Source organism: Kitasatospora sp. GP82 (genome assembly GCF_029892105.1).
In the GTDB taxonomy this organism is placed as follows: domain Bacteria; phylum Actinomycetota; class Actinomycetes; order Streptomycetales; family Streptomycetaceae; genus Kitasatospora.
Genome location: NZ_JARZAJ010000021.1, coordinates 98,438 through 120,980, shown reverse-complemented (window position 1 = coordinate 120,980; position 22,543 = coordinate 98,438). Strand labels below are relative to the sequence as shown.

General features: G+C 69.7%; 19 protein-coding genes. 10 read left to right on the top strand and 9 right to left on the bottom strand.

Going from position 1 to position 22,543, the window contains the following annotated elements; genetic code table 11:
• Positions 1 to 178 precede the first annotated feature (178 nt).
• From P3T39_RS22945 to trxA, 3 genes are all read left to right on the top strand, one after another.
• Positions 179 to 1,129 carry a hypothetical protein gene (locus P3T39_RS22945; protein ID WP_280700405.1) on the top strand — a complete coding sequence of 317 codons (951 nt, stop codon included), beginning with the start codon at positions 179 to 181 and terminating at the stop codon, positions 1,127 to 1,129.
• Between the two features lie 277 nt (positions 1,130 to 1,406).
• Entirely contained in the window at positions 1,407 to 2,375 is a 969-nt protein-coding gene (gene trxB / locus P3T39_RS22940) for a thioredoxin-disulfide reductase (RefSeq protein WP_280700403.1), read from the top strand.
• 201 nt (positions 2,376 to 2,576) lie between these two features.
• Positions 2,577 to 2,903 (top strand): thioredoxin, encoded by a 327-nt coding sequence (gene trxA / locus P3T39_RS22935; protein ID WP_280700402.1) that lies wholly within the window; start codon positions 2,577 to 2,579, stop codon positions 2,901 to 2,903.
• Between the two features lie 102 nt (positions 2,904 to 3,005).
• On the opposite strand, the gene P3T39_RS22930 is transcribed toward trxA, so the two are convergent.
• The 9 genes from P3T39_RS22930 to rpmH all read right to left on the bottom strand — a co-directional run bounded on the left by P3T39_RS22930 (position 3,006) and on the right by rpmH (position 9,988).
• Positions 3,006 to 3,623: a GNAT family N-acetyltransferase gene (locus tag P3T39_RS22930; RefSeq protein WP_280700390.1), complete on the bottom strand. Its 618-nt coding sequence runs from the start codon at positions 3,621 to 3,623 to the stop codon at positions 3,006 to 3,008.
• 184 nt (positions 3,624 to 3,807) lie between these two features.
• Complete coding sequence (locus P3T39_RS22925; RefSeq protein WP_280700382.1) at positions 3,808 to 4,992, bottom strand: ParB/RepB/Spo0J family partition protein; 1,185 nt, start codon at positions 4,990 to 4,992, stop codon at positions 3,808 to 3,810.
• Entirely contained in the window at positions 4,989 to 5,966 is a 978-nt protein-coding gene (locus P3T39_RS22920) for a ParA family protein (protein ID WP_280700380.1), read from the bottom strand. Before P3T39_RS22920 ends, P3T39_RS22925 begins: the two co-directional genes overlap by 4 nt.
• Before the next feature lie 269 nt (positions 5,967 to 6,235).
• Entirely contained in the window at positions 6,236 to 7,030 is a 795-nt protein-coding gene (rsmG, locus tag P3T39_RS22915; protein WP_280700475.1) for a 16S rRNA (guanine(527)-N(7))-methyltransferase RsmG, read from the bottom strand.
• Positions 7,031 to 7,271: 241 nt separating this feature from the next.
• Positions 7,272 to 7,808: a R3H domain-containing nucleic acid-binding protein gene (locus P3T39_RS22910; RefSeq protein WP_280700374.1), complete on the bottom strand. Its 537-nt coding sequence runs from the start codon at positions 7,806 to 7,808 to the stop codon at positions 7,272 to 7,274.
• 80 nt (positions 7,809 to 7,888) lie between these two features.
• Complete coding sequence (gene yidC / locus P3T39_RS22905; protein WP_280700372.1) at positions 7,889 to 9,085, bottom strand: membrane protein insertase YidC; 1,197 nt, start codon at positions 9,083 to 9,085, stop codon at positions 7,889 to 7,891.
• 3 nt (positions 9,086 to 9,088) lie between these two features.
• A complete protein-coding gene (gene yidD / locus P3T39_RS22900) occupies positions 9,089 to 9,403 on the bottom strand; it encodes a membrane protein insertion efficiency factor YidD (RefSeq protein ID WP_280700370.1) in 315 nt (104 codons plus the stop codon).
• Positions 9,400 to 9,831, bottom strand: a complete 432-nt coding sequence (gene rnpA / locus P3T39_RS22895) for a ribonuclease P protein component (protein WP_280700369.1) — start codon at positions 9,829 to 9,831, stop codon at positions 9,400 to 9,402. Before rnpA ends, yidD begins: the two co-directional genes overlap by 4 nt.
• Before the next feature lie 19 nt (positions 9,832 to 9,850).
• Entirely contained in the window at positions 9,851 to 9,988 is a 138-nt protein-coding gene (gene rpmH / locus P3T39_RS22890) for a 50S ribosomal protein L34 (protein WP_030392420.1), read from the bottom strand.
• 501 nt (positions 9,989 to 10,489) lie between these two features.
• On the opposite strand from rpmH, the gene dnaA reads away from it, so the two are divergent.
• The 7 genes from dnaA to gyrA all read left to right on the top strand — a co-directional run bounded on the left by dnaA (position 10,490) and on the right by gyrA (position 22,453).
• The gene (gene dnaA / locus P3T39_RS22885; protein ID WP_280700363.1) at positions 10,490 to 12,439 is read left to right on the top strand and encodes a chromosomal replication initiator protein DnaA; all 1,950 of its coding nucleotides are present in this window, start codon (positions 10,490 to 10,492) and stop codon (positions 12,437 to 12,439) included.
• Positions 12,440 to 13,473: 1,034 nt separating this feature from the next.
• Positions 13,474 to 14,604, top strand: a complete 1,131-nt coding sequence (dnaN, locus tag P3T39_RS22880) for a DNA polymerase III subunit beta (RefSeq protein WP_280700355.1) — start codon at positions 13,474 to 13,476, stop codon at positions 14,602 to 14,604.
• Positions 14,605 to 14,773: 169 nt separating this feature from the next.
• On the top strand, positions 14,774 to 15,649 hold the full coding sequence (gene gnd, locus P3T39_RS22875) for a phosphogluconate dehydrogenase (NAD(+)-dependent, decarboxylating) (RefSeq protein ID WP_280700353.1): 876 nt from the start codon (positions 14,774 to 14,776) through the stop codon (positions 15,647 to 15,649).
• Positions 15,650 to 15,741: 92 nt separating this feature from the next.
• A complete protein-coding gene (gene recF / locus P3T39_RS22870; RefSeq protein ID WP_280700351.1) occupies positions 15,742 to 16,875 on the top strand; it encodes a DNA replication/repair protein RecF in 1,134 nt (377 codons plus the stop codon).
• Between the two features lie 102 nt (positions 16,876 to 16,977).
• Positions 16,978 to 17,502, top strand: a complete 525-nt coding sequence (locus tag P3T39_RS22865) for a DciA family protein (RefSeq protein WP_280700350.1) — start codon at positions 16,978 to 16,980, stop codon at positions 17,500 to 17,502.
• A gap of 285 nt (positions 17,503 to 17,787) precedes the next feature.
• Positions 17,788 to 19,788, top strand: coding sequence for a DNA topoisomerase (ATP-hydrolyzing) subunit B (gyrB, locus tag P3T39_RS22860; RefSeq protein WP_280700348.1), 2,001 nt, complete (start codon positions 17,788 to 17,790; stop codon positions 19,786 to 19,788).
• A gap of 130 nt (positions 19,789 to 19,918) precedes the next feature.
• On the top strand, positions 19,919 to 22,453 hold the full coding sequence (gyrA, locus tag P3T39_RS22855) for a DNA gyrase subunit A (protein WP_280700472.1): 2,535 nt from the start codon (positions 19,919 to 19,921) through the stop codon (positions 22,451 to 22,453).
• The last annotated feature ends 90 nt before the right edge of the window (positions 22,454 to 22,543 follow it).

Genomic DNA, 22,543 nt, shown 5'->3' with positions numbered 1-22,543 from the left:
CGCCGGGGACCGGCCCGGCCGGTGCCCCTCCGGCCCCCTCGCACGCAGCTGCGCCCGGCGCGGCCGTTTCACGTGAAACAGCGCCACGCACGTCCGGGAACCCACCCGCCCCCGGCTCCGTCACAGGAGAGAGCCCCCGGCTCCCCGACCAGGTCCTGGAAGGAGATGTGACCTCGCGATGACGTCTCGTACCCCCTCCTGGACCGCTGCCGAAGGCGCGGACCCCCACCCCGACATCGACCTGCTCGCCGACCTCGCCGAGGACCTCGTCGCGCCGGACGAGGTGCCGGCCCTCCAGCGGCACCTCGCCGACTGCCCGGACTGCGCCGAGACCTACTCGGCCCTCGCCGAGGTCCGGGATCTGCTCGGCGCCGCCGAGGCACCGCCGCTGCCCGCCGATGTCGCCGAACGCATCGACGCGGCCCTGGCCGCGGAGGCGGCGGGCCTTCGGACTCCGACACCGCGAGTGACACAGTCCGAGGAGCTTTCCGGTCCTCCCGCACCGTCCAGAAGCGCTCCCGCCGCCGCCCGGAGCCTCTCAGCGCCGCCGAGGCGTCCCGCGAGCGGTACCGGGCCCGACGCACCCGCCGCCCCGGGAGCGGGCCCGGGCCGATCCGGTCGGCGGCGCCGGGGCCGGCTCCTGCTGGGTGCCGCCGCCGTCATCGCCGTACTCGGTCTCGGCGGCCTGCTCGTACAGCAGAACCAGCAGACCGGCCGTGCCGACGGCGCCTCCGCAGCGGCCACCCACCAGGCCGCCGATCGGCAGCACCCTGCCGTCGCGCCAGGCATCCCGGTCTTCCAGGACGATCAACTCGCCGATCAGGTCCACCAGCTGATGGCGGCACAGGCAACTCCCAAGGCACCCTCGGCGGCCGCGCAGCCGGAGGGTGCCAACACACCCGAGCTCAGCGGCAGGCTGCCCGCCGCCGTCCCCGACTGTCTCTCCTCCGCCACCGGGCACTCCACCGACACGCCACTGGCCGTCAGCCACGGCCGCTACGGCTCGGCCGAGGTGACCGCCCTGGTGTACCCGCTCCCCGACCGGCCCGGCAGCCTCGACGTGTACCTCGTCACACCCTCCTGCCCGGGCGCCACCGTCCTGCTGCACCGCGTCCTGCCCGCCGGATGAGCCATCGGCCGAGTCACTGACCGGCCACTGACCGGGCCGCAGACCGAACCGCAGTCCCGCAGCCGTCCGTGCCGTTCCCCGAACCGCCGACCGCGCCAACTGCGGTCGCCGGGGCGGTGAATCCCCGCCACTGCGTGGGCACGCAACGCCCATTCCTCGGGCGCCTGCTGCGCGGACCCCTGGGAATGAGCGACACTGGTGAATCGTTGTCCCGGGCGGCGGAGCAGGACCGCCCTCCCCGCTAATGCGCGGGTCGCGATGCGAACCAGGAGATGCAGTGAGCGACGACGTCCGTAACGTGATCATCATCGGTTCCGGCCCCGCCGGGTACACCGCCGCGCTCTACACCGCCCGAGCCTCCCTCAGGCCGCTGGTCTTCGAGGGTGCCGTCACCGCCGGCGGTGCGCTCATGAACACCACCGAGGTCGAGAACTTCCCCGGCTTCCGTGACGGCGTCATGGGTCCGGAGCTGATGGACAACATGCGGGCGCAGGCCGAGAAGTTCGGCGCGGAGCTGGTCCCGGACGACATCGTCTCGGTCGACCTCACCGGTGACATCAAGACCGTCACCGACTCCGAGGGCAACATCCACCGGGCCCGCGCCGTGATCGTCACCACCGGTTCGCAGCACCGCAAGCTCGCTCTGCCCCGCGAGGACGCACTCTCCGGTCGGGGTGTCTCCTGGTGCGCCACCTGCGACGGCTTCTTCTTCCGCGACCAGGACATCGCCGTGGTCGGCGGCGGCGACACCGCACTGGAGGAGGCGACCTTCCTCTCCCGCTTCGCCCGCAGCGTCACGGTCGTCCACCGCCGCGACACCCTGCGCGCCTCCAAGGCGATGCAGGAGCGTGCCTTCGCCGACGAGAAGATCACCTTTGCCTGGGACAGCGCGGTCGAGGCCATCCACGGCGACCCGAAGCTGACCGGCCTCACCCTGCGCGACACCACCACCGGCGAGACTCGCGAGCTGCCGGTCACCGGCCTGTTCATCGCGATCGGCCACGACCCGCGCACCGAGCTCTTCAAGGGTCAGCTCGACCTCGACGCCGAGGGCTACCTCAAGGTCGATGCCCCCTCCACCCGCACCAACATCCCCGGCGTCTTCGCGGCCGGCGATGTGGTCGACCACACCTACCGCCAGGCCATCACCGCAGCCGGCACCGGTTGCTCCGCCGCCCTGGACGCCGAGCGCTTCCTGGCCTCGCTGGCCGACCTGGAGACCCAGGCCGCTACCGTCTCGGTCTGACCGAAGTCCCACCCGGTGCGGGTCTCACCGTCGGGAAGTACCGCATGTTTCACGTGAACCCTCTCGTGGAACGAGGTCTCCCCGACCGGCCGAGGCCCTTGCCGAAACAGAACAGCCGTGCAGGTTGTTATCCACCCCAAGGGTGCCGACCGGATCATCCGGGCCGAAGCACCATCTCGTCCGTGACCCAGAGGAGTTCCCGTGGCCGGCGCCACCATCACCGTGACCGACGCGACCTTCGACGCCGAGGTCCTCAAGAGCGACAAGCCCGTCCTGGTCGACTTCTGGGCCACCTGGTGCGGCCCGTGCCGCCAGGTCGCCCCCATCCTGGAGGAGATCGCGGCCGAGCACGGCGACAAGCTCACCATCGCCAAGCTGGACGTCGACAACAACTCGGAGACCGCGACCGCGTACAACGTGATCTCCATCCCGACGCTCAACGTCTACCAGAACGGCGAGCTGGTGAAGACCATCACCGGCGCCCGCCCGAAGGCCGCGCTGCTCCGCGAGCTGGCCGCCTTCATCTAGCAGCAGGCAGCTGAGTCTCGCCCGTACCGGCGCATCGAGGGCGGGCCACCGGAGTTCCGGTGGCCCGCCCTCGGCCGTTTCCAGCGACCGCCTCTCCCCCGGTCAGAACGGCCGCAGGGCCGGCTCCTTCCGAGCCCCGCCCAACAACCGCTCCAGGGCGACCTCCACGTCCCCCTTCCAGGAGAGTGTGGTCCGCGCCTCCAACCGCAGCCTGGGGTAGCGGTGGTGCGGCCGTACCGTCTTGAATCCCACCGCCAGCAGATGCTCGGCGGGCAGCACACAGCTCGGGATCTCCCGGCCGACCGCACCGAACGCCTCGATCGCCTTGAACCCCCGCCCGACCAGATCCTTGGCCACCGCCTGCACCAGCACCCGGCCGAGCCCCTGCCGCTGGTATCCGGGCAGCACCCGACTGATCATCAGCTGGACGGCGTCCGGCGAGACCGGGCTGGTCGGGAAGGCCAGTGAGCGCGGCACATAGGCGGGCGGCGCGTACAGCACGAAGCCCGCCGGGATCTCGTCCACATAGACGATCCGGCCACAGGAGCCCCACTCCAGCAGGACGGCCGAGATCCAGCTCTCCTTCTCCAGCTCCGGTTTACCGGACTCCACGGCAGCCTTCGCACTGACCGGGTCCAGCTCCCAGAACACGCAGGACCGGCAGGTCGTCGGGAGATCCGCCAGGTTGTCCAGCGTCAGCGGAGCGATCCTCCGTCCCACGCCCACACCTCCTCATCCGCCCCGAGATCCACCCCGAGGTCCGCTCCGAGATCTACCCCGAGAGCGGACATCACATCGGACATCACATCTGAGAGCTTCCTCCAGAAACGAAGCGGGTGCACGTTTCACGTGAAACATGCACCCACTTGCCGAGGAACCGATGTGCGCCCGGGACAGCTCGGCGCTACGACAGCCGCAGGCCGTCCTCGCCCGGCGCCAGACTGTCGAGGATCCGGTTGAGGTCCTCCACCGAGCCGAACTCCAACACCACCTTGCCCTTGCCCAGCTTCCCGTTCCGCTGCGAGACCTCGACCTTCACCCGGGTCTCGAAACGGTCCGAGAGCCGCTCGGACAGCTCGTCGAAGGCCGGCGAGAACAGCTTCCCCGCCTTGGGTCCCGTCGAACGCTGCGGCTTCTCCTCCCGGTCCATCACCGCGACGATCTCCTCGGTGGTACGCACCGAGAGCCCCTCCGCGACGATCCGCCGCGCCAGCTGGTCCTGCCGCTCGCTGTCCGAAACCCCCAGCAGCGCCCTGGCGTGACCTGCCGTCAGTACACCTGCGGCCACCCGGGACTGGACGGCCGGAGAGAGCTTCAGCAACCGCAGCGTATTGGAGACGTGCGAACGCGAGCGGCCGATCCGGTCGGCGAGCTCGTCATGAGTGCAGGCGAAGTCGCGCAGCAGCTGGTCGTAGGCGGCGGCCTCTTCGAGCGGGTTGAGCTCCGCCCGGTGCAGGTTCTCCAGCAGCGCGTCCAGCAGCAGCTGGTCGTCCTCGGTGGCCCGGACGATCGCCGGGATCAGCTCCAGCCCTGCCTGACGGGACGCCCGCAGGCGCCGCTCCCCCATGATCAGCTCGTACTGGCCGGCCTCGGCCTGACGGACCACCACCGGCTGCAGCAGGCCCACCTCCTTGATGGAGGCGACCAGCTCGGCCAGCTTGTCCTCGTCGAAGACCTCACGCGGCTGACGCGGGTTCGGACGGATCGCATCCAACGGAAGCTCGGCGAACCTGGCCCCGGAGACCGGGGCAAGCCCCGCCCCGCCCAGCCCCGCCCCGTCCACGGCCTCGCTCAGCACCGACTCCAGCACGCTGCGCTGCGGCAGCCCGGCCTGCTCCCTTACGCTACCGGCCGCGGCCTTCGCCGCCGCCGTGCCGCGACCGGTCGGCAGCACCGGAACGGCCGCCGGTGAGACCGCGCCGGGGGCCACCACCCCAGCCGCGCCGCCCGTCCGGGCCGGGACCACCGTCACAGCCGTCGGCTGAGCGGGCGAACCGTCGGCGGGAGGGGCGACCGGCCCCGTAGCCGGTGGCGCCGCCGGGATCAGTGCCCCGAGCCCTCGTCCCAGCCCCCTGCGCCCACCACTCACCGGTTGTCCTCCATCGTGCTGTGCTGTGCCATCGGAGCAGCCACCGGTTCGCTCGCGCTCCGCTGCTGCCCGACCGAGCCGTTCTCCGCCGCTGTGACAGCCCGGAGAGCCAGCTCACGCGCCGCCTCCAGGTAGGACAGCGCCCCGCTCGAACCCGGGTCGTAGGTGAGCACGGTCTGCCCGTAACTCGGCGCCTCGGAGACCCGGACCGAGCGGGGGATCGCCGTCGGCAGCACCTCCTGCTGGAAGTGCGTCCTGACCTCCTCCGCCACCTGGGCCGCCAACCGGGTGCGGGCGTCGTACATGGTGAGCAGGATGGTGGAGACGTGCAGCGTCGGGTTGAGGTGTGCCCGGACCAGCTCGACGTTGCGCAGCAGCTGACCGAGCCCCTCCAGCGCGTAGTACTCGCACTGGATCGGGATCAGCACCTCCTGCCCCGCCACCAGCGCGTTGACCGTCAGCAGCCCGAGCGAGGGCGGACAGTCGATCAGGATGTAGTCCAACGGCTGCTCGTAGGCGGCGATCGCGCGCTGCAGCCTGCTCTCCCTGGCCACCAGCGAGACCAGTTCGATCTCGGCACCGGCCAGGTCGATGGTCGCCGGGACACAGAACAGCCCCTCGACATCCACCACCGGCTGGACCACGTCGGCGAGCGGCTTGCCCTCCACCAGGACGTCGTAGATCGAGGGCACCTCGGCGTGGTGGTCGATGCCCAGCGCCGTGGAGGCGTTGCCCTGCGGGTCGAGGTCGACGACCAGGACGCGCAGTCCGTGCAGTGCCAGCGAGGCGGCCAGATTGACGGTGGTAGTGGTCTTCCCCACCCCGCCCTTCTGGTTGGCCACCACGATCACGCGTGTCGCAGCTGGCCTTGGCAGCCCTTCGCCGGCCCGCCCAGCAGCCCGCACTGCGGCCTGGGCTGCACGCGCGATAGGCGTGTCATCGCCGATCTGGTCGATGGTCTCCGAGTCCTGCATGGGGGTCAGTGTTTCACGTGAAACCGGAGCGGCAACAGTCGCCGCCCGGCTGCGACCGAGGATTCCAGAAAGCAGGGAGCGACGTTTCACGTGAAACACCATGCCCGCAATGTCGGAAATCTGACGGTGCGACACTCCGATCACCAGCACGAGCACGCCTCAGGGCACCCGGAAGCAGCAGAGCGGGTGGCCCCAGGGGCCACCCGCTCCGTGCACACCAACGAAAGACTCTCCGTACGAGCGGAGCGGCTGTCGCGACAACTCCGGGGTCAGCGTCGCCGACGCCCCACACCGCGCGGAGCGTCCCCGGCCTTTCCGGACCGCCCGGCCCGTGCCGCCTTCGCCCGCCGGGTCGCCGCCTTGACCCCGCCGGGGCTCTCCCCCGCCTCCACCCGCACCACTCGGGTCGAGGTCTCCAGGGTGCCCTCGCCCACCGAGATGACCGACCACTTCACCGCACCGAGCCTGGTCAGCGCGGAGCGCGAGTCCGCCAGCTCCTGCTCGGCGGTGTCGCCCTTGAGCGCCAGCATCTGCCCGTACGGACGCAGCAGCGGCATGCCCCATCCGGCGAGGCGGTCCAGCGGAGCCACCGCACGCGCGGTGACGATGTCCACCGAGAGCTTGCCGACCATCTCCTCCGCGCGACCGCGCAGCACCGTCACATTGGTCAGGCCGAGCTCCCGCACCACCTCTTCCAGGAAGGTGGTCCGCCGCAGCAGCGGCTCCAGCAGCGTCACGGAGACATCGGGCCTGGCCATCGCCACCGGGATACCCGGCAGCCCGGCACCCGAGCCGACATCGCAGAGCGAGGCCCCGGCGGGCAGCAGCTCGGCCAGCACGGCGCAGTTGAGCACATGGCGGTCCCAGAGCCGCGGGACCTCACGCGGACCGATCAGCCCGCGCTGCACACCGGCCGTCGCCAGCAGCTCGGTGTAGCGCACAGCCATCGGGAACCGCTCGCCGAAGATCTCCCGCGCCACGGCCGGCGCCTCCGGGAGCTCCTGCCTGCCCTCCTGGCCGTCCTCCGCCGGGGTGCCCTCGGCAGCCACACCGTCCGTCTCCATCTCAGCCTCTCCGCTCACGTCTCCACCGACCCGCACTCCACCACTGTTCCATGTGGGCCTTGTTTCACGTGAAACACAGCGCGTGAAACGCGGCCCACGTAAGACACGACGCACCTGCCCTCGTGCATCTGCCGCCCCGAACGGACGGCTCTCGAGAAGTCCCGGAAGGAGACCCCTCAGAGGGACGACGACCCCGCCCGCACGAGGCGGACGGGGTCGGTCGACAAACCGTCTCCGAACGTCAGCCCGGCAGCACGACGACGCAGCGCTGGGGCTCCTCGCCCTCCGACTCGCTGCGCAGCCCCGCTGCGGCCACCGCGTCGTGGACGACCTTGCGCTCGAACGGGGTCATCGGACGGAGCTTGACCTTCTCGCCCGAGCTCTTGACCTGCTCGGCCGCCTTGCTGCCCAGCGTCGCCAGCTCGGCCCGCTTGCGCGCCCGGTAACCGGCAATGTCCAGCATGAGGCGGCTGCGCTCACCGGTCTCCCGGTGCACGGCCAGCCGGGTCAGCTCCTGCAGAGCCTCCAGCACCTCGCCGTCATGGCCGACCAGACGCTGCAGAGAGCGGTCGCTGCCGTCACTGACGATGGACACCAGAGCGCGGTCGCCCTCCACATCCATGTCGATGTCGCCGTCGAGGTCCGCGATGTCGAGCAGACCCTCCAGGTAGTCGGCCGCGATGTCACCCTCCTGCTCCAGGCGGGCGACGAGGCTGTCAGCGGCGCCCTCGTCGGTCGCAGCCTCGGCCGCGACAGCGGAGGTGGTGCCTTCCGTCACTGATGGACTCCTTCAGGAATGGGCCCTCGGGTGGGGCCGAGAAACGAAGATCTTGGGCCGGGTCCGATGTCGTGGGGCCGTCAGGACTTCTTCCTCGGCCGCTGGCCGCCCTGCCCGCCCCGCTTCGGCTGCTGACGCGTCCCCTGCTTGGCCGCACCCGGCTTGCCGGCGCTCGCCTTGGCCGGTGTCGACTTGGCCGCAGCGGACTCGGCAGGCTCCGCGGACTCGACGGCAGCGGGCCCGGCCGAGGACTCGTCCTGGGCCTCCGGCTCCTTGGTCAGGCTCGTCTGCACAGTGCCGCCCGGCTGCTGCGCGCCGGTCTGCTGGCGCTGCGCCTTGCTCTGCTTGCGCGGCTGCTGGCGACGCACCTGCACCGCGTCCTCGACGGCCTCCTCGGCCGAGGCCGTGCCCTTGCCGGCCCCGCCGGTGAACAGCGCCAGCACGCCGGCCCTCTTCACCGAGCCGTCCGGGTTGAGGCGCCCGGCCTTCTTGAGGCGGTCCTGGCGCTCCTGGAACGCCTTGCTGCCCGGCGTCGGGTTGTTGCGGATGACGATCAGCTGCTGGCCCATGGACCAGACGTTGGTGGTCAGCCAGTAGACCAGCACGCCGACCGGGAAGTTGATGCCCATCACGGCGAACATCAGCGGGAAGACGTACATCAGCATCTTCTGCTGCTGCATGAACGGCGTCTTGACCGTCAGGTCGACGTTCTTGGTCATCAGCTGGCGCTGGGTGACGAACTGCGACAGCGACATCAGGACGATCATGACCGCGGTGACGATCTGCACGTTCAGCGTGTCGGAGCCGACGAACTTGGCCGACAGCGGAGCGCCGAAGATGTGCGCCTGCTTGGCACTGGCCAGCAGGGTGGGGTTGATGACACCGATCGTCTTGCCGTTGGCGACCGAGGCCAGCACTCCGTAGAGGGCGGTGAAGAACGGCGCCTGCACGAGGATCGGAAGGCAGCTCGAGAAGGGGTTGGTACCCGCCTCCTTGTAGAGCTTCATCATCTCTTCGGACTGGCGCTGCTTGTCGTTCTTGTAGCGCTCCTGGATGGCCTTCATCTTCGGCTGGATGGCCTGCATGGCCCGAGTCGACTTGATCTGCTTCACGAAGAGCGGGATCAGGCAGATACGGATCACGACCACCATGGAGGCGATCGACAGGCCCCACGCCCACCCGCCGTTGGGGTCGAAGACGTGGCTGTACAGCGAGTGGAACTGGACGATAATCCAGGACACCGCGTAGTACAGAGGTTTGAGGAAGGACCAGGTCACCGGTCAGACTCCTTGGACATCGGGCTTGGCCACCGGCTCAGGCCTGGCGGTCCCGCTCTTCGGGCTCAGCAGATCGCGCAACCGACGGTGCCAGACCGGGTGCTTGCGTGGCGGTACATGATCGACCCCGCCGGGTGACCATGGGTTGCAGCGCAGGATGCGCCACGCGGTCAGGCCACTGCCCTTGACCGCGCCGTGCACCCGCACCGCTTCGTACCCGTAGTGCGAACACGAGGGGTAGTACCGGCAGACCGGGCCGAGCAGTGGACTGATCGTCCACTGGTAGAGCCTGATCAACCCCATCAGCAGGTACTTCATCGCCCTGCTCCTGTCGGCACGGCATCGGCCGGCGGATCGGCCCGGAGCAGTCGCCGCAACGCCGCGTCCAGGTCGTGCTCCAGGTCCAGGTACGAGGCCGTCCCGGCCGCGGGCAGTGCCCGTACCACTATCAGGCTACCTGCGGGGAACCTGGACAGACGGTCGCGGACCAGATGACGCAGTCGACGCTTCACCAGATTGCGCACCACTGCGGGACCGACGGCCTTGCTCACGACGAAACCCGCACGCGCCGAAGGAAGCCCCTCGGCGACGTGCGGGTGGGAGTCGCTGTTCCGGTCGGTCTGCCCCCCGGCCGCCCCGTCTCTGTTGAGATGGACGACCAGAAGGGGCCGACCGGCCCGGCGACCGCGTTTCACTGCGGTCGCGAAGTCCTGGCGCCGCCGCAGCCGATTCTCGGAGGGCAGCACTGCAGACCCTTGCTGCGGATCAGGCGGACAGGCTGGTGCGGCCCTTGCCACGGCGGGCGGCCAGGATGGCGCGGCCGGCGCGGGTACGCATACGCAGCCGGAAGCCGTGGGTCTTGGCGCGACGACGGTTGTTCGGCTGGAAGGTGCGCTTGCTCACTCGGGGGCTCCTGAGGTGAATCGTAGGGCGACGGGACGTCGCTTGGCCGTCACCGTGCGTCCGCGCGATCTCTCCTGGTGAGAAATCCGGCCGCAACGGCCCAGGTCGGCTGGGGTTGCGACAATCCACGGCGCCCGTGCTGCGCGCCTTATGGAAGCGGGAGGACCCGCGGACATGCGGCAGCGGCCATCGACAACTCGACCTGGTTACGGTACGCGGCACGAGGGCGGAGGGTCAAACCGGCCATCCGGAGCAGAGCATCGCAAGCCCCCTCGGACTCCGCCGATCATGGTGACCGGACCGGCGGCACCGGGCATCCGGCGACGCCGCGCGCCCGCCCGCGCACCACGAGTACGTTCACCCACAGCCTGTGGACAACAACTTGAATCAGCCCAGTCGGCTGACTACCGTTGCAGGACTTGTCGGGTTTGTTCATCGGATCGGACCGGCACCCGAAGTCCCTTGACACCCCCGCATCGGGGAACGAGAAAGCGTGCACCAGTGGCTGATGTCAACAGCGATCTCGTCGTGGTCTGGGCGAGAGTCGTCGAGCGGCTGGTCAACGACTCAGGCGTCGGGGACAGCGACAAGATGTGGCTGCGCCGCACCCAGCCGATGTGGATGATGCACGACACCGCCCTGCTGGCCGCACCGAACGAGCGGGCCAAGCAGGTGCTCGAAGGCCGGCTGCTGCCGCCGCTGACGGAGGAACTCAGCCGCGAGTTCGCCCGCCCCGTGCGGATCGCCGTGATGGTCGACGCCAACGCCGTCCCACCGGCCGCCAGCCCGGCTCCCGCCGAGCCCGAGTCCGCTCCTGCCCAGCCGCAGAGCCCCCAGCCGGGCCCGTCCGCCGGGCCCCAGGACTGGCAGCAGCCCTACGCCGAGCCGGAGTCCGAGACCGGCCGCTGGCCCAGGACCGAGAACTACCCCTCCCCCGACTACGCCCGCCCGTACGAGTCCCAGACCGCCGAGGCCCCGCAGGGCTACGAGCGCAGCGGCCGCTACGACACGGCCGGTTACGACCAGCGTCCCGCCCCCTACGGCGGCGAGCAGAGCGAGTGGTCGGGCGCCGCCGAGCAGCGCCCCGGCTGGGAGGGCGGCTACGGGGGCCAGGAGACCGAGCGGCGCGGCGAAGGCCGGGACTCCGCCACCGTCGCGCAGGGCGACCTGTTCGGCGGCGCGTACGGAACCGGCCCCGGCGACCGCCCGCGTCCCTCGGCCGGCGCCCGGCGCACTCCGCCGCTCCCCCAGCGGCCGCCCGCTGTCCAGACCGACCGGGACGCACTGCTGCCGGACACCCGGCCGCAGCCGGGGCAACCTCCCACCACCGGCGGCCAGGTGCCCGAGCGCACCCCGAGCCCGGGTGTGCCCGCGCCGCCCGGCGCTCCCCCGGCCGGCGGCTCGCGCAAGGACGAGCCCGCGGCCCGGCTGAATCCCAAGTACCTGTTCGACACCTTCGTGATCGGCGCCAGCAACCGCTTCGCGCACGCGGCGGCGGTGGCGGTCGCCGAGGCCCCGGCCAAGGCGTACAACCCGCTGTTCATCTACGGCGAGTCCGGGCTCGGCAAGACCCACCTGCTGCATGCCATCGGGCACTACTCGCGCAGCCTCTTCCCGGGGACCCGGGTGCGCTACGTGAGCTCGGAGGAGTTCACCAACGAGTTCATCAACTCGATCCGGGACGGCAAGGCGGACGCGTTCCGCAAGCGGTACCGGGACATGGACATCCTGCTCGTGGACGACGTCCAGTTCCTGGCGAGCAAGGAGTCCACGCAGGAGGAGTTCTTCCACACCTTCAACACCCTGCACAACGCCAACAAGCAGATCGTCCTCTCCTCCGACCGGCCACCCAAGCAGCTGATCACCCTGGAGGACCGGCTGCGCAACCGCTTCGAGTGGGGACTGATCACCGACGTCACCCCGCCCGAGCTGGAGACCCGGATCGCGATCCTGCGCAAGAAGGCGATCCAGGAGCAACTCAACGCTCCGGCCGATGTGTTGGAGTTCATCGCCTCCCGGATCACCCGCAACATCCGGGAGTTGGAAGGCGCGCTGATCCGCGTCACCGCCTTCGCCAACCTCAACCGGGCGCCTGTGGACCTGGAGTTGGCGGGGATCGTCCTCAAGGACCTGATCCCGGGCGGCGACGAGGACGCGGGCCCGGAGATCACCGCGCAGGTCATCATGCAGCAGACGGCCGCCTACTTCGGTCTGGGCGTGGACGACCTCTGCGGATCCTCGCGCAGCCGTGTACTGGTGACGGCACGTCAGATCGCGATGTACCTCTGCCGCGAGCTCACCGACCTGTCGCTCCCCAAGATCGGCGCCCAGTTCGGCGGCCGGGACCACACCACCGTGATGCACGCCGACCGGAAGATCCGCTCGCTGATGGCGGAGCGGCGCTCCATCTACAACCAGGTCACGGAGCTGACCAACCGCATCAAGAGCTGAACCCGCGCCGCGCACGCGACGTGACGGGGAGTCGGGCCCACTGGAGCGATCCGGAGGGCGTCCGGCTCCCCGTCGTCGTTTCCGGCCGCCGGGCGGGCGCCAGGGCCTCGTGAGAGCCCCGGGCGGGCGCTCCGGGCCCCGGTGGGCCGGTGCCGGCCTCGACGACGGGTGTGGATGGAGGTGTAGCGGCGGCGGGATCGGGGCAGGATTCCCACAGTCGACGCTTCGCCAGGTGGACTGCCGCGCCGAACATCTGACCATCAATTCGAACGGGTCGGGGCCGCAGGGCAGTAATCCACAGGATCGGGTGGTTTTCCCCCGTCCACAGGCTGGGGAGCCCCGAGTTATCCAGAATTCTTCCACAGGGCCGTCACCGCTACGCTCTTCGACGCAGGTCAGGCCCCTGGGGACTTGTGCACAACAGTTATCCACAGGCTGTGGACAGTTGGCGGACCATCAGAGGGCCGAATGGGTTATCCACCGGTTGTCCCCAGGGAAGGGGCAGTTATCCCCAGGTTGTCCACAGGTGCATCCACAGTTCGACAACGTGCGGCAACTGTTCACCTGCTGGTGTGAAAGGCGTCACGAGATGTTGACAGCGCCCGGTGGATAACCCGTCCATGATCTGGGGACAGTGCTGTGGATAACCTGTGGATACTCAGCGTGCCCTGTTGATAACTCTCCGCTGTCCACAGTAGGCCCTGGTTGTCCACAGGTTCCATCCACAGCGACTGTGGACAAAAAACAGCACTTGACCTGCGAAAACGGGGTTATCCACGGTATCCACAGGCCCTACTACTACCACTACACCTATAGACCTCTGACCTTGATCAACAGTGGGGCGGGCCGAAATCTGTGGATACTCCGAAACCGACAACTGTTCGGACTTGACTCGGCCCGATTGCCTCGTCTGTCGGTGGAGTACGTCAGACTGTTCTCCGGCAACTGGAAACCGGAGGGCTCAGGCCCGGCGGCCAGGTGCCAGTAGACGATCAAGAGTGCAAGCGACAGCGGAGTCCAGGAGGCGGTTACCGGTGAAGTTCCGGGTGGAGCGTGACGTCCTCGCGGAGGCGGTGGCCTGGGCTGCCCGCAGCCTCCCGGCGCGGCCGCCGGTGCCGGTGCTGGCCGGCCTGCTGCTGACGGCGCAGGAGGGCAGCCTGGCCCTGTCCGGGTTCGACTACGAGGTCTCGGCCCGGGTCGAGCTCGACGCCGACGTCGAGGAGGCCGGCACGGTCCTGGTCTCCGGCCGCCTGCTGAACGACATCTCGCGCAACCTGCCCAACCGCCCGGTGGAGATCTCCACCGACGGCATGCGGGTCAGCGTGGTCTGCGGCAGCTCGCGATTCACACTCCCGAGCATGTCTGTGGAGGACTACCCGGCGCTGCCGCAGATGCCGACCGCCACCGGCACCGTCCCCGGTGACGTCTTCGCCGCCGCCGTCAGCCAGGCCGCCGTGGCCGCCGGGCGCGACGACACCCTGCCGGTGCTCACCGGTGTCCGGGTCGAGATCGAGGGCGACCGGATCACCCTGGCCGCCACCGACCGGTACCGCTTCGCGGTCCGCGAGCTGCTGTGGAAGCCCGAGCAGTCGGACATCTCCGCCGTCGCCCTGGTCCCCGCCAAGACCCTGCAGGACATCGCCAAGTCCCTCGGCAGCGGCGACAGCGTCTCCATCGCGCTGTCCTCCGGCGGGGCGGGCGAGGGCCTGATCGGCTTCGAGGGCGCCGGGCGCCGGACGACCACCCGCCTGCTGGAGGGTGAGTTCCCGAAGTTCCGCACCCTGTTCCCGACCGAGTTCAACGCGATCGCGGCGATCCAGACCCAGCCCTTCCTCGAGGCGCTCAAGCGCGTCTCGCTGGTCGCCGAGCGCAACACCCCGGTCCGGCTCAACTTCGAGCAGGGTGTGCTCACCCTGGAGGCCGGCTCCGGCGACGACGCCCAGGCCACCGAGCGGATCGACGCCGACCTGGAGGGCGACGACATCTCGATCGCCTTCAACCCCGGCTACCTGGAGGAGGGCCTCAAGGCCATCGACTCCGCGTACGCCCAGCTGAGCTTCACCACCTCGACCAAGCCGGCCCTGCTCAGCGGCAAGGCCGCGGTCGACGCCGAGGCGGACGCGGCGTACCAGTACCTGATCATGCCGGTCCGCCTCTCGGGCTGACGGCTTCCGGCGAGCCGGTCCACAGCCTGTGGACGGCGTCCGGCCGAATCCCGCACAGCCTCCCCTGGTCCGCCCCGACCGGGGGAGGCGCTGTGTGTCCCGGCGTAGGCTCGGGCTGTGCGGCAACGGCGCCGCCGTCAGGCACACACCACAGTGAAGGACAGTTGTCATGGAGCTCGGCCTCATCGGTCTCGGCAAGATGGGCGGCAACATGCGCGAGCGCATCCGCCGCGCCGGCCACACCGTCATCGGCTACGACCGCAACCCGGAACTCGCCGACGTCGACAGCCTTGAGCAGCTGATCAGCAAGCTGCAGGGCCCGCGCGTGGTGTGGGTGATGGTCCCGGCCGGTGGCCCGACCCAGGACACCGTCGACCAGCTGGCCGAGCTGCTCTCCCCCGGCGACGTGGTGGTGGACGGCGGCAACTCGCGCTGGACCGACGACATCAAGCACGCCGAGACGCTGGCCGCCAAGGGCATCGGCTTCGTGGACTGCGGTGTCTCCGGCGGCGTCTGGGGCCTGGAGAACGGCTATGCGCTGATGTACGGCGGCGACGCCGAGCACGTCGCCAAGGTCCAGCCGATCTTCGACGCGCTGAAGCCCGAGGGCGAGTTCGGCTCGGTGCACGCGGGCAGGGTCGGCGCCGGCCACTTCGCCAAGATGGTCCACAACGGCATCGAGTACGCGATGATGCAGGCCTTCGCCGAGGGCTGGGAGCTGCTGGAGGCGGCACCCGAGGTCACCGACGTCCGCGAGGTCTTCCGCAGCTGGCAGGAGGGCACGGTCATCCGTTCCTGGCTGCTCGACCTGGCCGTCCGTGCGCTGGACGACGACGAGCACCTGGCCAAGCTCAAGGGCTGGGCCGCGGACTCCGGTGAGGGCCGCTGGACCGTCGAGGCCGCGATCGACCACGCCGTGCCGCTGCCCGCGATCACGGCCTCGCTCTTCGCCCGCTTCGCCTCCCGCCAGGAGGACTCGCCGCAGATGAAGATGATCGCCGCGCTGCGCAACCAGTTCGGTGGTCACGCGGTCGAGTCGAACTAACGCCGGATCGGCCGGGGGTTCGGGGAGCGATCCCCTGGACCCGGGACGTACGAGGAACAGCAGAACCCAGAAGGCGAGCGCAGTCCACACCCATGCATGTCGCGCATCTGTCGCTCGCCGACTTCCGGTCCTACGCCCGGGTCGAGGTGCCTCTCGATCCGGGCGTGACCGCCTTTGTGGGCCCGAACGGCCAGGGCAAGACCAACCTGGTCGAGGCCATCGGGTACGTCGCCACCCTGGGCAGCCATCGGGTGGCCACCGACGCCCCGCTGATCCGGCTCGGCGCCGAGCGGGCGGTGGTCCGTACCGGCATCGTCAGGGACGGCCGCACCACCCTGGTCGAGCTGGAGATCAACCCGGGCCGGGCCAACCGGGCCCGGATCAACCGCTCCGACAACGTCCGCCCGCGCGACGTCCTCGGCCTGTTGCGCACGGTGCTGTTCGCCCCCGAGGACCTCGCCCTGGTGAAGGGCGATCCGGGTGAGCGCCGTCGCTTCCTGGACGAGCTGCTGACCGCCCGCGCGCCTCGCCTGGCCGGGGTCCGGCAGGACTACGAGCGGGTGCTCAAGCAGCGCAACGCCCTGCTCAAGACCGCCGCCGCGGCCCGCCGCTCCGGCGGCGGCAAGGGCGCGGACCTCTCCACCCTGGAGGTCTGGGACGGCCATCTGGCCAGGGCCGGGGCCGAGTTGACGGCCTTCAGGATCCAGCTGGTCGCCGCGCTCCAGCCGCTGGTGGCGCAGGCGTACGAGCAGCTGGCCCCGGGCGGTGGGGAGACCGTCCTGGAGTACCGGAGCTCGTTCGAGGGCACCCTGCCGACCAGCCGCGAGGAGGCCGAGCAGCAGCTGCTGGCGGCTCTTCAGGAGGCCCGGCAGCAGGAGGTGGCCAGGGGGCTGACCCTGGTCGGTCCGCACCGCGACGAGCTCGGCCTGAAGCTGGGCCCGCTGCCCGCCAAGGGCTACGCCAGCCACGGTGAGTCCTGGTCGTACGCGCTGGCGCTGCGGCTGGCCTCGTACGAGCTGCTGAAGGGCGACGGCGGCGAGCCGGTACTGATCCTGGACGACGTCTTCGCGGAGCTGGACGCCCGGCGGCGGGACCGCCTCGCCGAGCTGGTCGCCGGCGCCGAGCAGGTGCTGGTGACGGCGGCCGTCCCGGAGGACGTGCCCAAGGCGCTGTCCGGAGCCCGCTTCGCGGTGGCAGACGGTGCTGTGACGCGGCTCGACTCCTGAGCCGCGCACCGTCGCGGCAACCCGTAAGCTGGACGACTCTCGGCGACCGTCGGCGTGGGCCGCGTGCAACTGTCCACAGCCTGGGGAAAGGAGACCGCCGCGATGAGCGATCAGGATCCGCGGACCCAGGAGCCGTCCGGTGTGGATCTGGCCCGGGTGGCGTTGCGGGCGGCGAAGGAGCAGGCCCGTCGGCGCGGTGAGCAGGTGCGGGAGAAGCGCGAGGCGAAGCGGCACGGGCTGCGCAGCGGTGCGCGCGCGGACGGCCGCGACCCGGTGCCGCTGGGGGCGGCGCTGAACCGGCTGATCACCGAGCGGGGCTGGGAGGCCCCGGCCGCGGTGGGCGGGGTGATGGGCCGGTGGCCGCAGATCGTGGGTCCCGACATCGCGGCGCACTGTGTGCCCAAGCAGTACGCGGAGGCCGAGGCGGTGCTCACCGTGCAGTGCGACTCCACCGCGTGGGCGACCCAACTCAGGCTGCTGGCACGCCAGTTGGTGGCCCGCCTGAACCATGAGCTGGGGCACGGCACGGTCCGTGTGATCAAGGTGCTCGGTCCTGACGCGCCGGTCCGTGGGTACGGTCGGCTGCGGGCGCCGGGCAGCCGGGGCCCGGGTGACACCTGGGGGTGAGCGGGTGTCCGGCAGCGGTGTGAACGGAAGGGGATCTTCCGGAACCGCTGGCGGCCTGCATAGGCGCTCTGAGCCCCCCTGGCGAGTATCGGGACATGTGCAGAGGGGATTCAGGGCGGCACATCTGCCCTCAGGGGCTGCCAAACGCCCATCTCTGTCAGTCCTACCGGTAGACTAAGAGCCAAACACTGTTGCTCGTAGCAACCGAGTCGAAACGCCGTGGTCGCAGACCTGCCCGAGGAACCGGGTGGGGTGCGGCCCGCGCCGTGCCAGAGAGGGCGCTTCGTGGCCGATTCCGGCAACTCCAGCCAGACCCCAGAATCCACCGACCAGGCCGCCGAGGGCTCCTACACCGGTAGCAACATCCAGGTGTTGGAGGGCCTCGACGCCGTCCGTAAGCGCCCCGGTATGTACATCGGCTCGACGGGCGAGCGTGGCCTGCACCACCTGGTGTACGAGGTCGTGGACAACTCCGTCGACGAGGCGCTGGCCGGATTCGCCGACACCATCGACGTGACCATCCTGGCCGATGGCGCGGTACGGGTCGTGGACAACGGCCGCGGTATCCCGGTGGACATCGTCCCCGGCCAGGAGAAGCCCGCCGTCGAGGTCGTACTCACGGTGCTGCACGCGGGCGGCAAGTTCGGCGGCGGCGGGTACGCGGTCTCCGGCGGTCTGCACGGTGTCGGCGTCTCGGTCGTCAACGCGCTCTCCACCCGGCTCTCGGTCGACATCCACCGCGACGGCTACCGCTGGTCGCAGGACTACAAGATGGGCGCTCCGACCGCCGCGCTGGTCAAGCACGAGGCAACCGAGCGCACCGGCACCAGCGTGACCTTCTGGGCCGACCCGGACATCTTCGAGACCACCGTCTACTCCTTCGAGACGCTCTCGCGCCGCTTCCAGGAGATGGCCTTCCTCAACAAGGGCCTGACCATCTCGCTGACGGACGAGCGCCCGGAGCACGCCGACGAGAACGGCAAGCCGCTCTCGGTGACGTACAAGTACGACGGCGGCATCGCCGACTTCGTCGCCCACCTCAACTCCCGCAAGGGCGAGGTGATCCACCCGACGGTGATCGACTTCGAGTCCGAGGACAAGGACAAGTCGATCTCGGTGGAGATCGCGATGCAGTGGAACTCCTCGTACACCGAGGGGGTCTACTCCTTCGCCAACACCATCCACACCCACGGTGGCGGCACCCACGAGGAGGGCTTCCGCGCGGCACTGACCGGCCTGGTCAACCGCTATGCGCGGGACAAGAAGCTGCTCCGCGAGAAGGACGACAACCTCTCCGGCGAGGACATCCGCGAGGGTCTGACCGCGATCATCTCGGTCAAGCTGGGCGAGCCGCAGTTCGAGGGCCAGACCAAGGACAAGCTGGGCAACACCGAGGCCAAGACCTTCGTCCAGAAGGTCGTCCACGAGCAGCTGAACGACTGGCTCGACCGCAACCCGACCGACGCGGCGGACATCATCCGCAAGTCGATCCAGGCGGCCACGGCCCGCGTGGCCGCCCGCAAGGCCCGCGACCTGACCCGCCGCAAGGGCCTGCTGGAGAGCGCCTCGCTGCCCGGCAAGCTGAGCGACTGCCAGTCCAAGGACCCGGCCGAGTGCGAGATCTTCATCGTCGAGGGTGACTCCGCAGGCGGCTCGGCCAAGCAGGGCCGCGACCCGCGCACCCAGGCGATCCTCCCGATCCGCGGCAAGATCCTGAACGTCGAGAAGGCCCGGATCGACAAGGTGCTGCAGAACACCGAGGTCCAGGCGCTGATCTCGGCCTTCGGCTGCGGCATCCAGGAGGACTACGACGAGTCCAAGCTCCGCTATCACAAGATCGTCCTGATGGCGGACGCCGACGTCGACGGACAGCACATCCGTACCCTGCTGCTGACCCTGCTGTTCCGCTTCATGCGGCCGCTGGTCGAGTCCGGGTACGTCTACCTGGCCATGCCCCCGCTGTACAAGATCAAGTGGGGCAAGGACGACTTCGAGTACGTCTACTCCGACCGTGAGCGCGACGCCGTGATCGCGGCCGGCGTGGAGGCCGGTCGCCGACTGCCGAAGGACGACGCGATCCAGCGCTTCAAGGGTCTGGGCGAGATGAACGCCGAGGAGCTCCGGATCACCACCATGGACGCCGCCCACCGTCTGCTGCTCCAGGTCACCCTGGAGGACGCGGCCCGCGCCGACGACCTGTTCTCCGTCCTGATGGGCGAGGACGTCGAGGCCCGCCGCTCGTTCATCCAGCGAAACGCCAAGGACGTCCGCTTCCTGGACGTGTGACGGGTCCGTGCGTCAAGCACGGCCCTTGTCCACGAACCAGTCACGCGTGAAAGGAAACTGACCACCAGTGGTCGACGAGAACCGTCCCGACGGCGACGAGCAGCCGGAGAACACCGAAGCCCAGGTCACCCTGCGGGTCGAGCCGATCGAGCTCGAGACGGAGATGCAGCGCTCCTACCTCGACTACGCGATGAGCGTGATCGTCAGCCGTGCGCTGCCCGAGGTCCGCGACGGCCTCAAGCCGGTGCACCGCCGCGTGCTCTACGCGATGTACGACGGCGGGTACCGGCCGGAGAAGGGCTACTACAAGTGCGCCCGCGTCGTCGGCGACGTGATGGGTAACTACCACCCGCACGGCGACACCTCGATCTACGACACCGTGGTCCGCCTGGCCCAGCCGTGGTCGCTGCGGATGCCGCTGGTGGACGGCAACGGCAACTTCGGCTCCCCGGGCAACGACCCGGCCGCGGCCATGCGCTACACCGAGTGCAAGATGATGCCGCTGGCCATGGAGATGATGCGCGACATCGACGAGGACACCGTCGATTTCGCTGCCAACTACGACGGCCGCTCGCAGGAGCCGACCGTCCTGCCGGCGCGCATCCCCAACCTGCTGATCAACGGTGCCACCGGCATCGCGGTCGGTATGGCCACCAACATCCCGCCGCACAACCTGCGCGAGGTCGCCTCCGGTGCGCTCTGGGCGCTGGAGCACCCGGACGCCTCCAACGAGGAGCTCCTCGAAGCCCTGATCGAGCGGATCAAGGGCCCGGACTTCCCGACCGGCGCCCTGATCGTCGGCCGCCGGGGCATCGAGGACGCGTACCGCACCGGTCGCGGCTCGATCACCATGCGCGCGGTGGTCGAGGTCGAGGAGATCCAGGGCCGCCAGTGCCTGGTGATCACCGAGCTGCCGTACCAGGTGAACCCGGACAACCTCGCGCTGAAGATCGCCGACCTGGTCAAGGACGGCCGGATCGCGGGCATCGCGGACGTCCGCGACGAGTCCTCCTCGCGGACCGGCCAGCGCCTGGTGATCGTGCTCAAGCGCGACGCCGTCGCCAAGGTCGTGCTCAACAACCTGTACAAGCACACCGACCTGCAGACCAACTTCGGTGCCAACATGCTGGCCCTGGTCGACGGCGTGCCGCGCACGCTGTCGCTCGACGCCTTCATCCGGCACTGGGTCAACCACCAGGTCGAGGTCATCGTCCGCCGCACCAGCTTCCGGCTGCGCAAGGCCGAGGAGCGGGCGCACATCCTGCGCGCGCTGCTCAAGGCGCTGGACCAGATCGACGCGGTCATCGCGCTGATCCGGGCCTCGGAGAGCGCCGACGCGGCCCGCAGTGGCCTGATGAACCTGCTGCAGATCGACGAGCTGCAGGCCAATGCGATCCTCGAGATGCAGCTTCGCCGGCTGGCTGCGTTGGAGAGCGCGCGGATCCTCAGCGAGCACGACGAGCTGCAGGCGAAGATCAACGAGTACAACGCGATCCTGGCCTCGCCGTCCCGCCAGCGCGAGATCATCTCCGAGGAGCTGACCGGAATCGTCGAGAAGTACGGCGACGAGCGGCGCAGCACGCTGATCCCGTTCGACGGTGACATGTCGGTCGAGGACCTGATCGCCGAGGAGGACATCGTCGTCACCATCACCCGTGGCGGCTACGTCAAGCGCACCCGCAGCGACCTCTACCGCTCGCAGAAGCGGGGCGGCAAGGGTGTGCGCGGCGCCCAGCTGAAGCAGGACGACATCGTCGACCACTTCTTCGTGACGACGACCCACAACTGGATCCTGTTCTTCACCAACAAGGGCCGGGTCTACCGCGCCAAGGGCTACGAGCTGCCCGACGCGGGCCGGGACGCCCGCGGTCAGCACGTGGCCAACCTGCTGGCCTTCCAGCCGGAGGAGCACATCGCCCAGGTGATGGCGGTGCGCACCTACGAGGACAAGCCGTACCTCGTGCTGGCGACCAGGGCCGGTCTGGTGAAGAAGTCGCCGCTGAAGGACTACGACTCGCCCCGTTCCGGCGGCCTGATCGCGATCAACCTGCGCCAGGACGAGGAGGGCCGGGACGACGAGCTGATCGGCGCCGAGCTGGTCTCCGCCGACGACGACCTGCTGCTGATCTCCAAGAAGGCCCAGTCGATCCGGTTCACCGCCACCGACGAGGCACTTCGCCCGATGAGCCGGGCCACCTCGGGCGTGAAGGGCATGTCCTTCCGCGAGGACGACGAGCTGCTGTCGATGAACGTCATCCGTCCGGGGACTTTCGTCTTCACCGCCACCGACGGTGGCTACGCGAAGCGGACCTCGGTGGACGAGTACCGTGTCCAGGGTCGCGGCGGTTTCGGTATCAAGGCGGCCAAGATCGTGGAGGGCCGTGGCTCGCTGGTCGGGGCCCTGGTGGTCGAGGAGACCGACGAGATCATGGCGATCACACTCTCGGGCGGCGTGATCAGGACCAGGGTCTCGGAGGTACGTGAAACCGGACGTGACACGATGGGCGTCCAACTGATCAACCTCGGCAAGCGTGACGCGGTGGTGGGCATGGCCCGCAACGCGGAGGCCGAGGACGAGGAGATCTTGGAGGACGAGGACTCTGTGGAGACCTCGGCCGAGATCGCCGACGGGACCACGGCGGGTGGCGCGGCCGAGCAGGCCTGACCGCACGCCCGGCTGACCGGCGCCCGCCCGCCTGGGGCGGGCGCCGGTCGACCGGTACCCGGCCACCCGGGCCGGGTACCGGACACGACT

Excerpts from the sequence above, each read along its gene's own strand:
- P3T39_RS22945 (WP_280700405.1), top strand. The coding sequence starts at position 179 with ATGACGTCTCGTACCCCCTCCTGGACCGCTGCCGAAGGCGCGGACCCC.
- P3T39_RS22920 (WP_280700380.1), bottom strand. The coding sequence starts at position 5,966 with ATGCAGGACTCGGAGACCATCGACCAGATCGGCGATGACACGCCTATC.
- rsmG (WP_280700475.1), bottom strand. The coding sequence starts at position 7,030 with ATGGAGACGGACGGTGTGGCTGCCGAGGGCACCCCGGCGGAGGACGGC.
- yidD (WP_280700370.1), bottom strand. The coding sequence starts at position 9,403 with ATGAAGTACCTGCTGATGGGGTTGATCAGGCTCTACCAGTGGACGATC.
- gnd (WP_280700353.1), top strand. The coding sequence starts at position 14,774 with ATGGAGCTCGGCCTCATCGGTCTCGGCAAGATGGGCGGCAACATGCGC.
- recF (WP_280700351.1), top strand. The coding sequence starts at position 15,742 with ATGCATGTCGCGCATCTGTCGCTCGCCGACTTCCGGTCCTACGCCCGG.
- P3T39_RS22865 (WP_280700350.1), top strand. The coding sequence starts at position 16,978 with ATGAGCGATCAGGATCCGCGGACCCAGGAGCCGTCCGGTGTGGATCTG.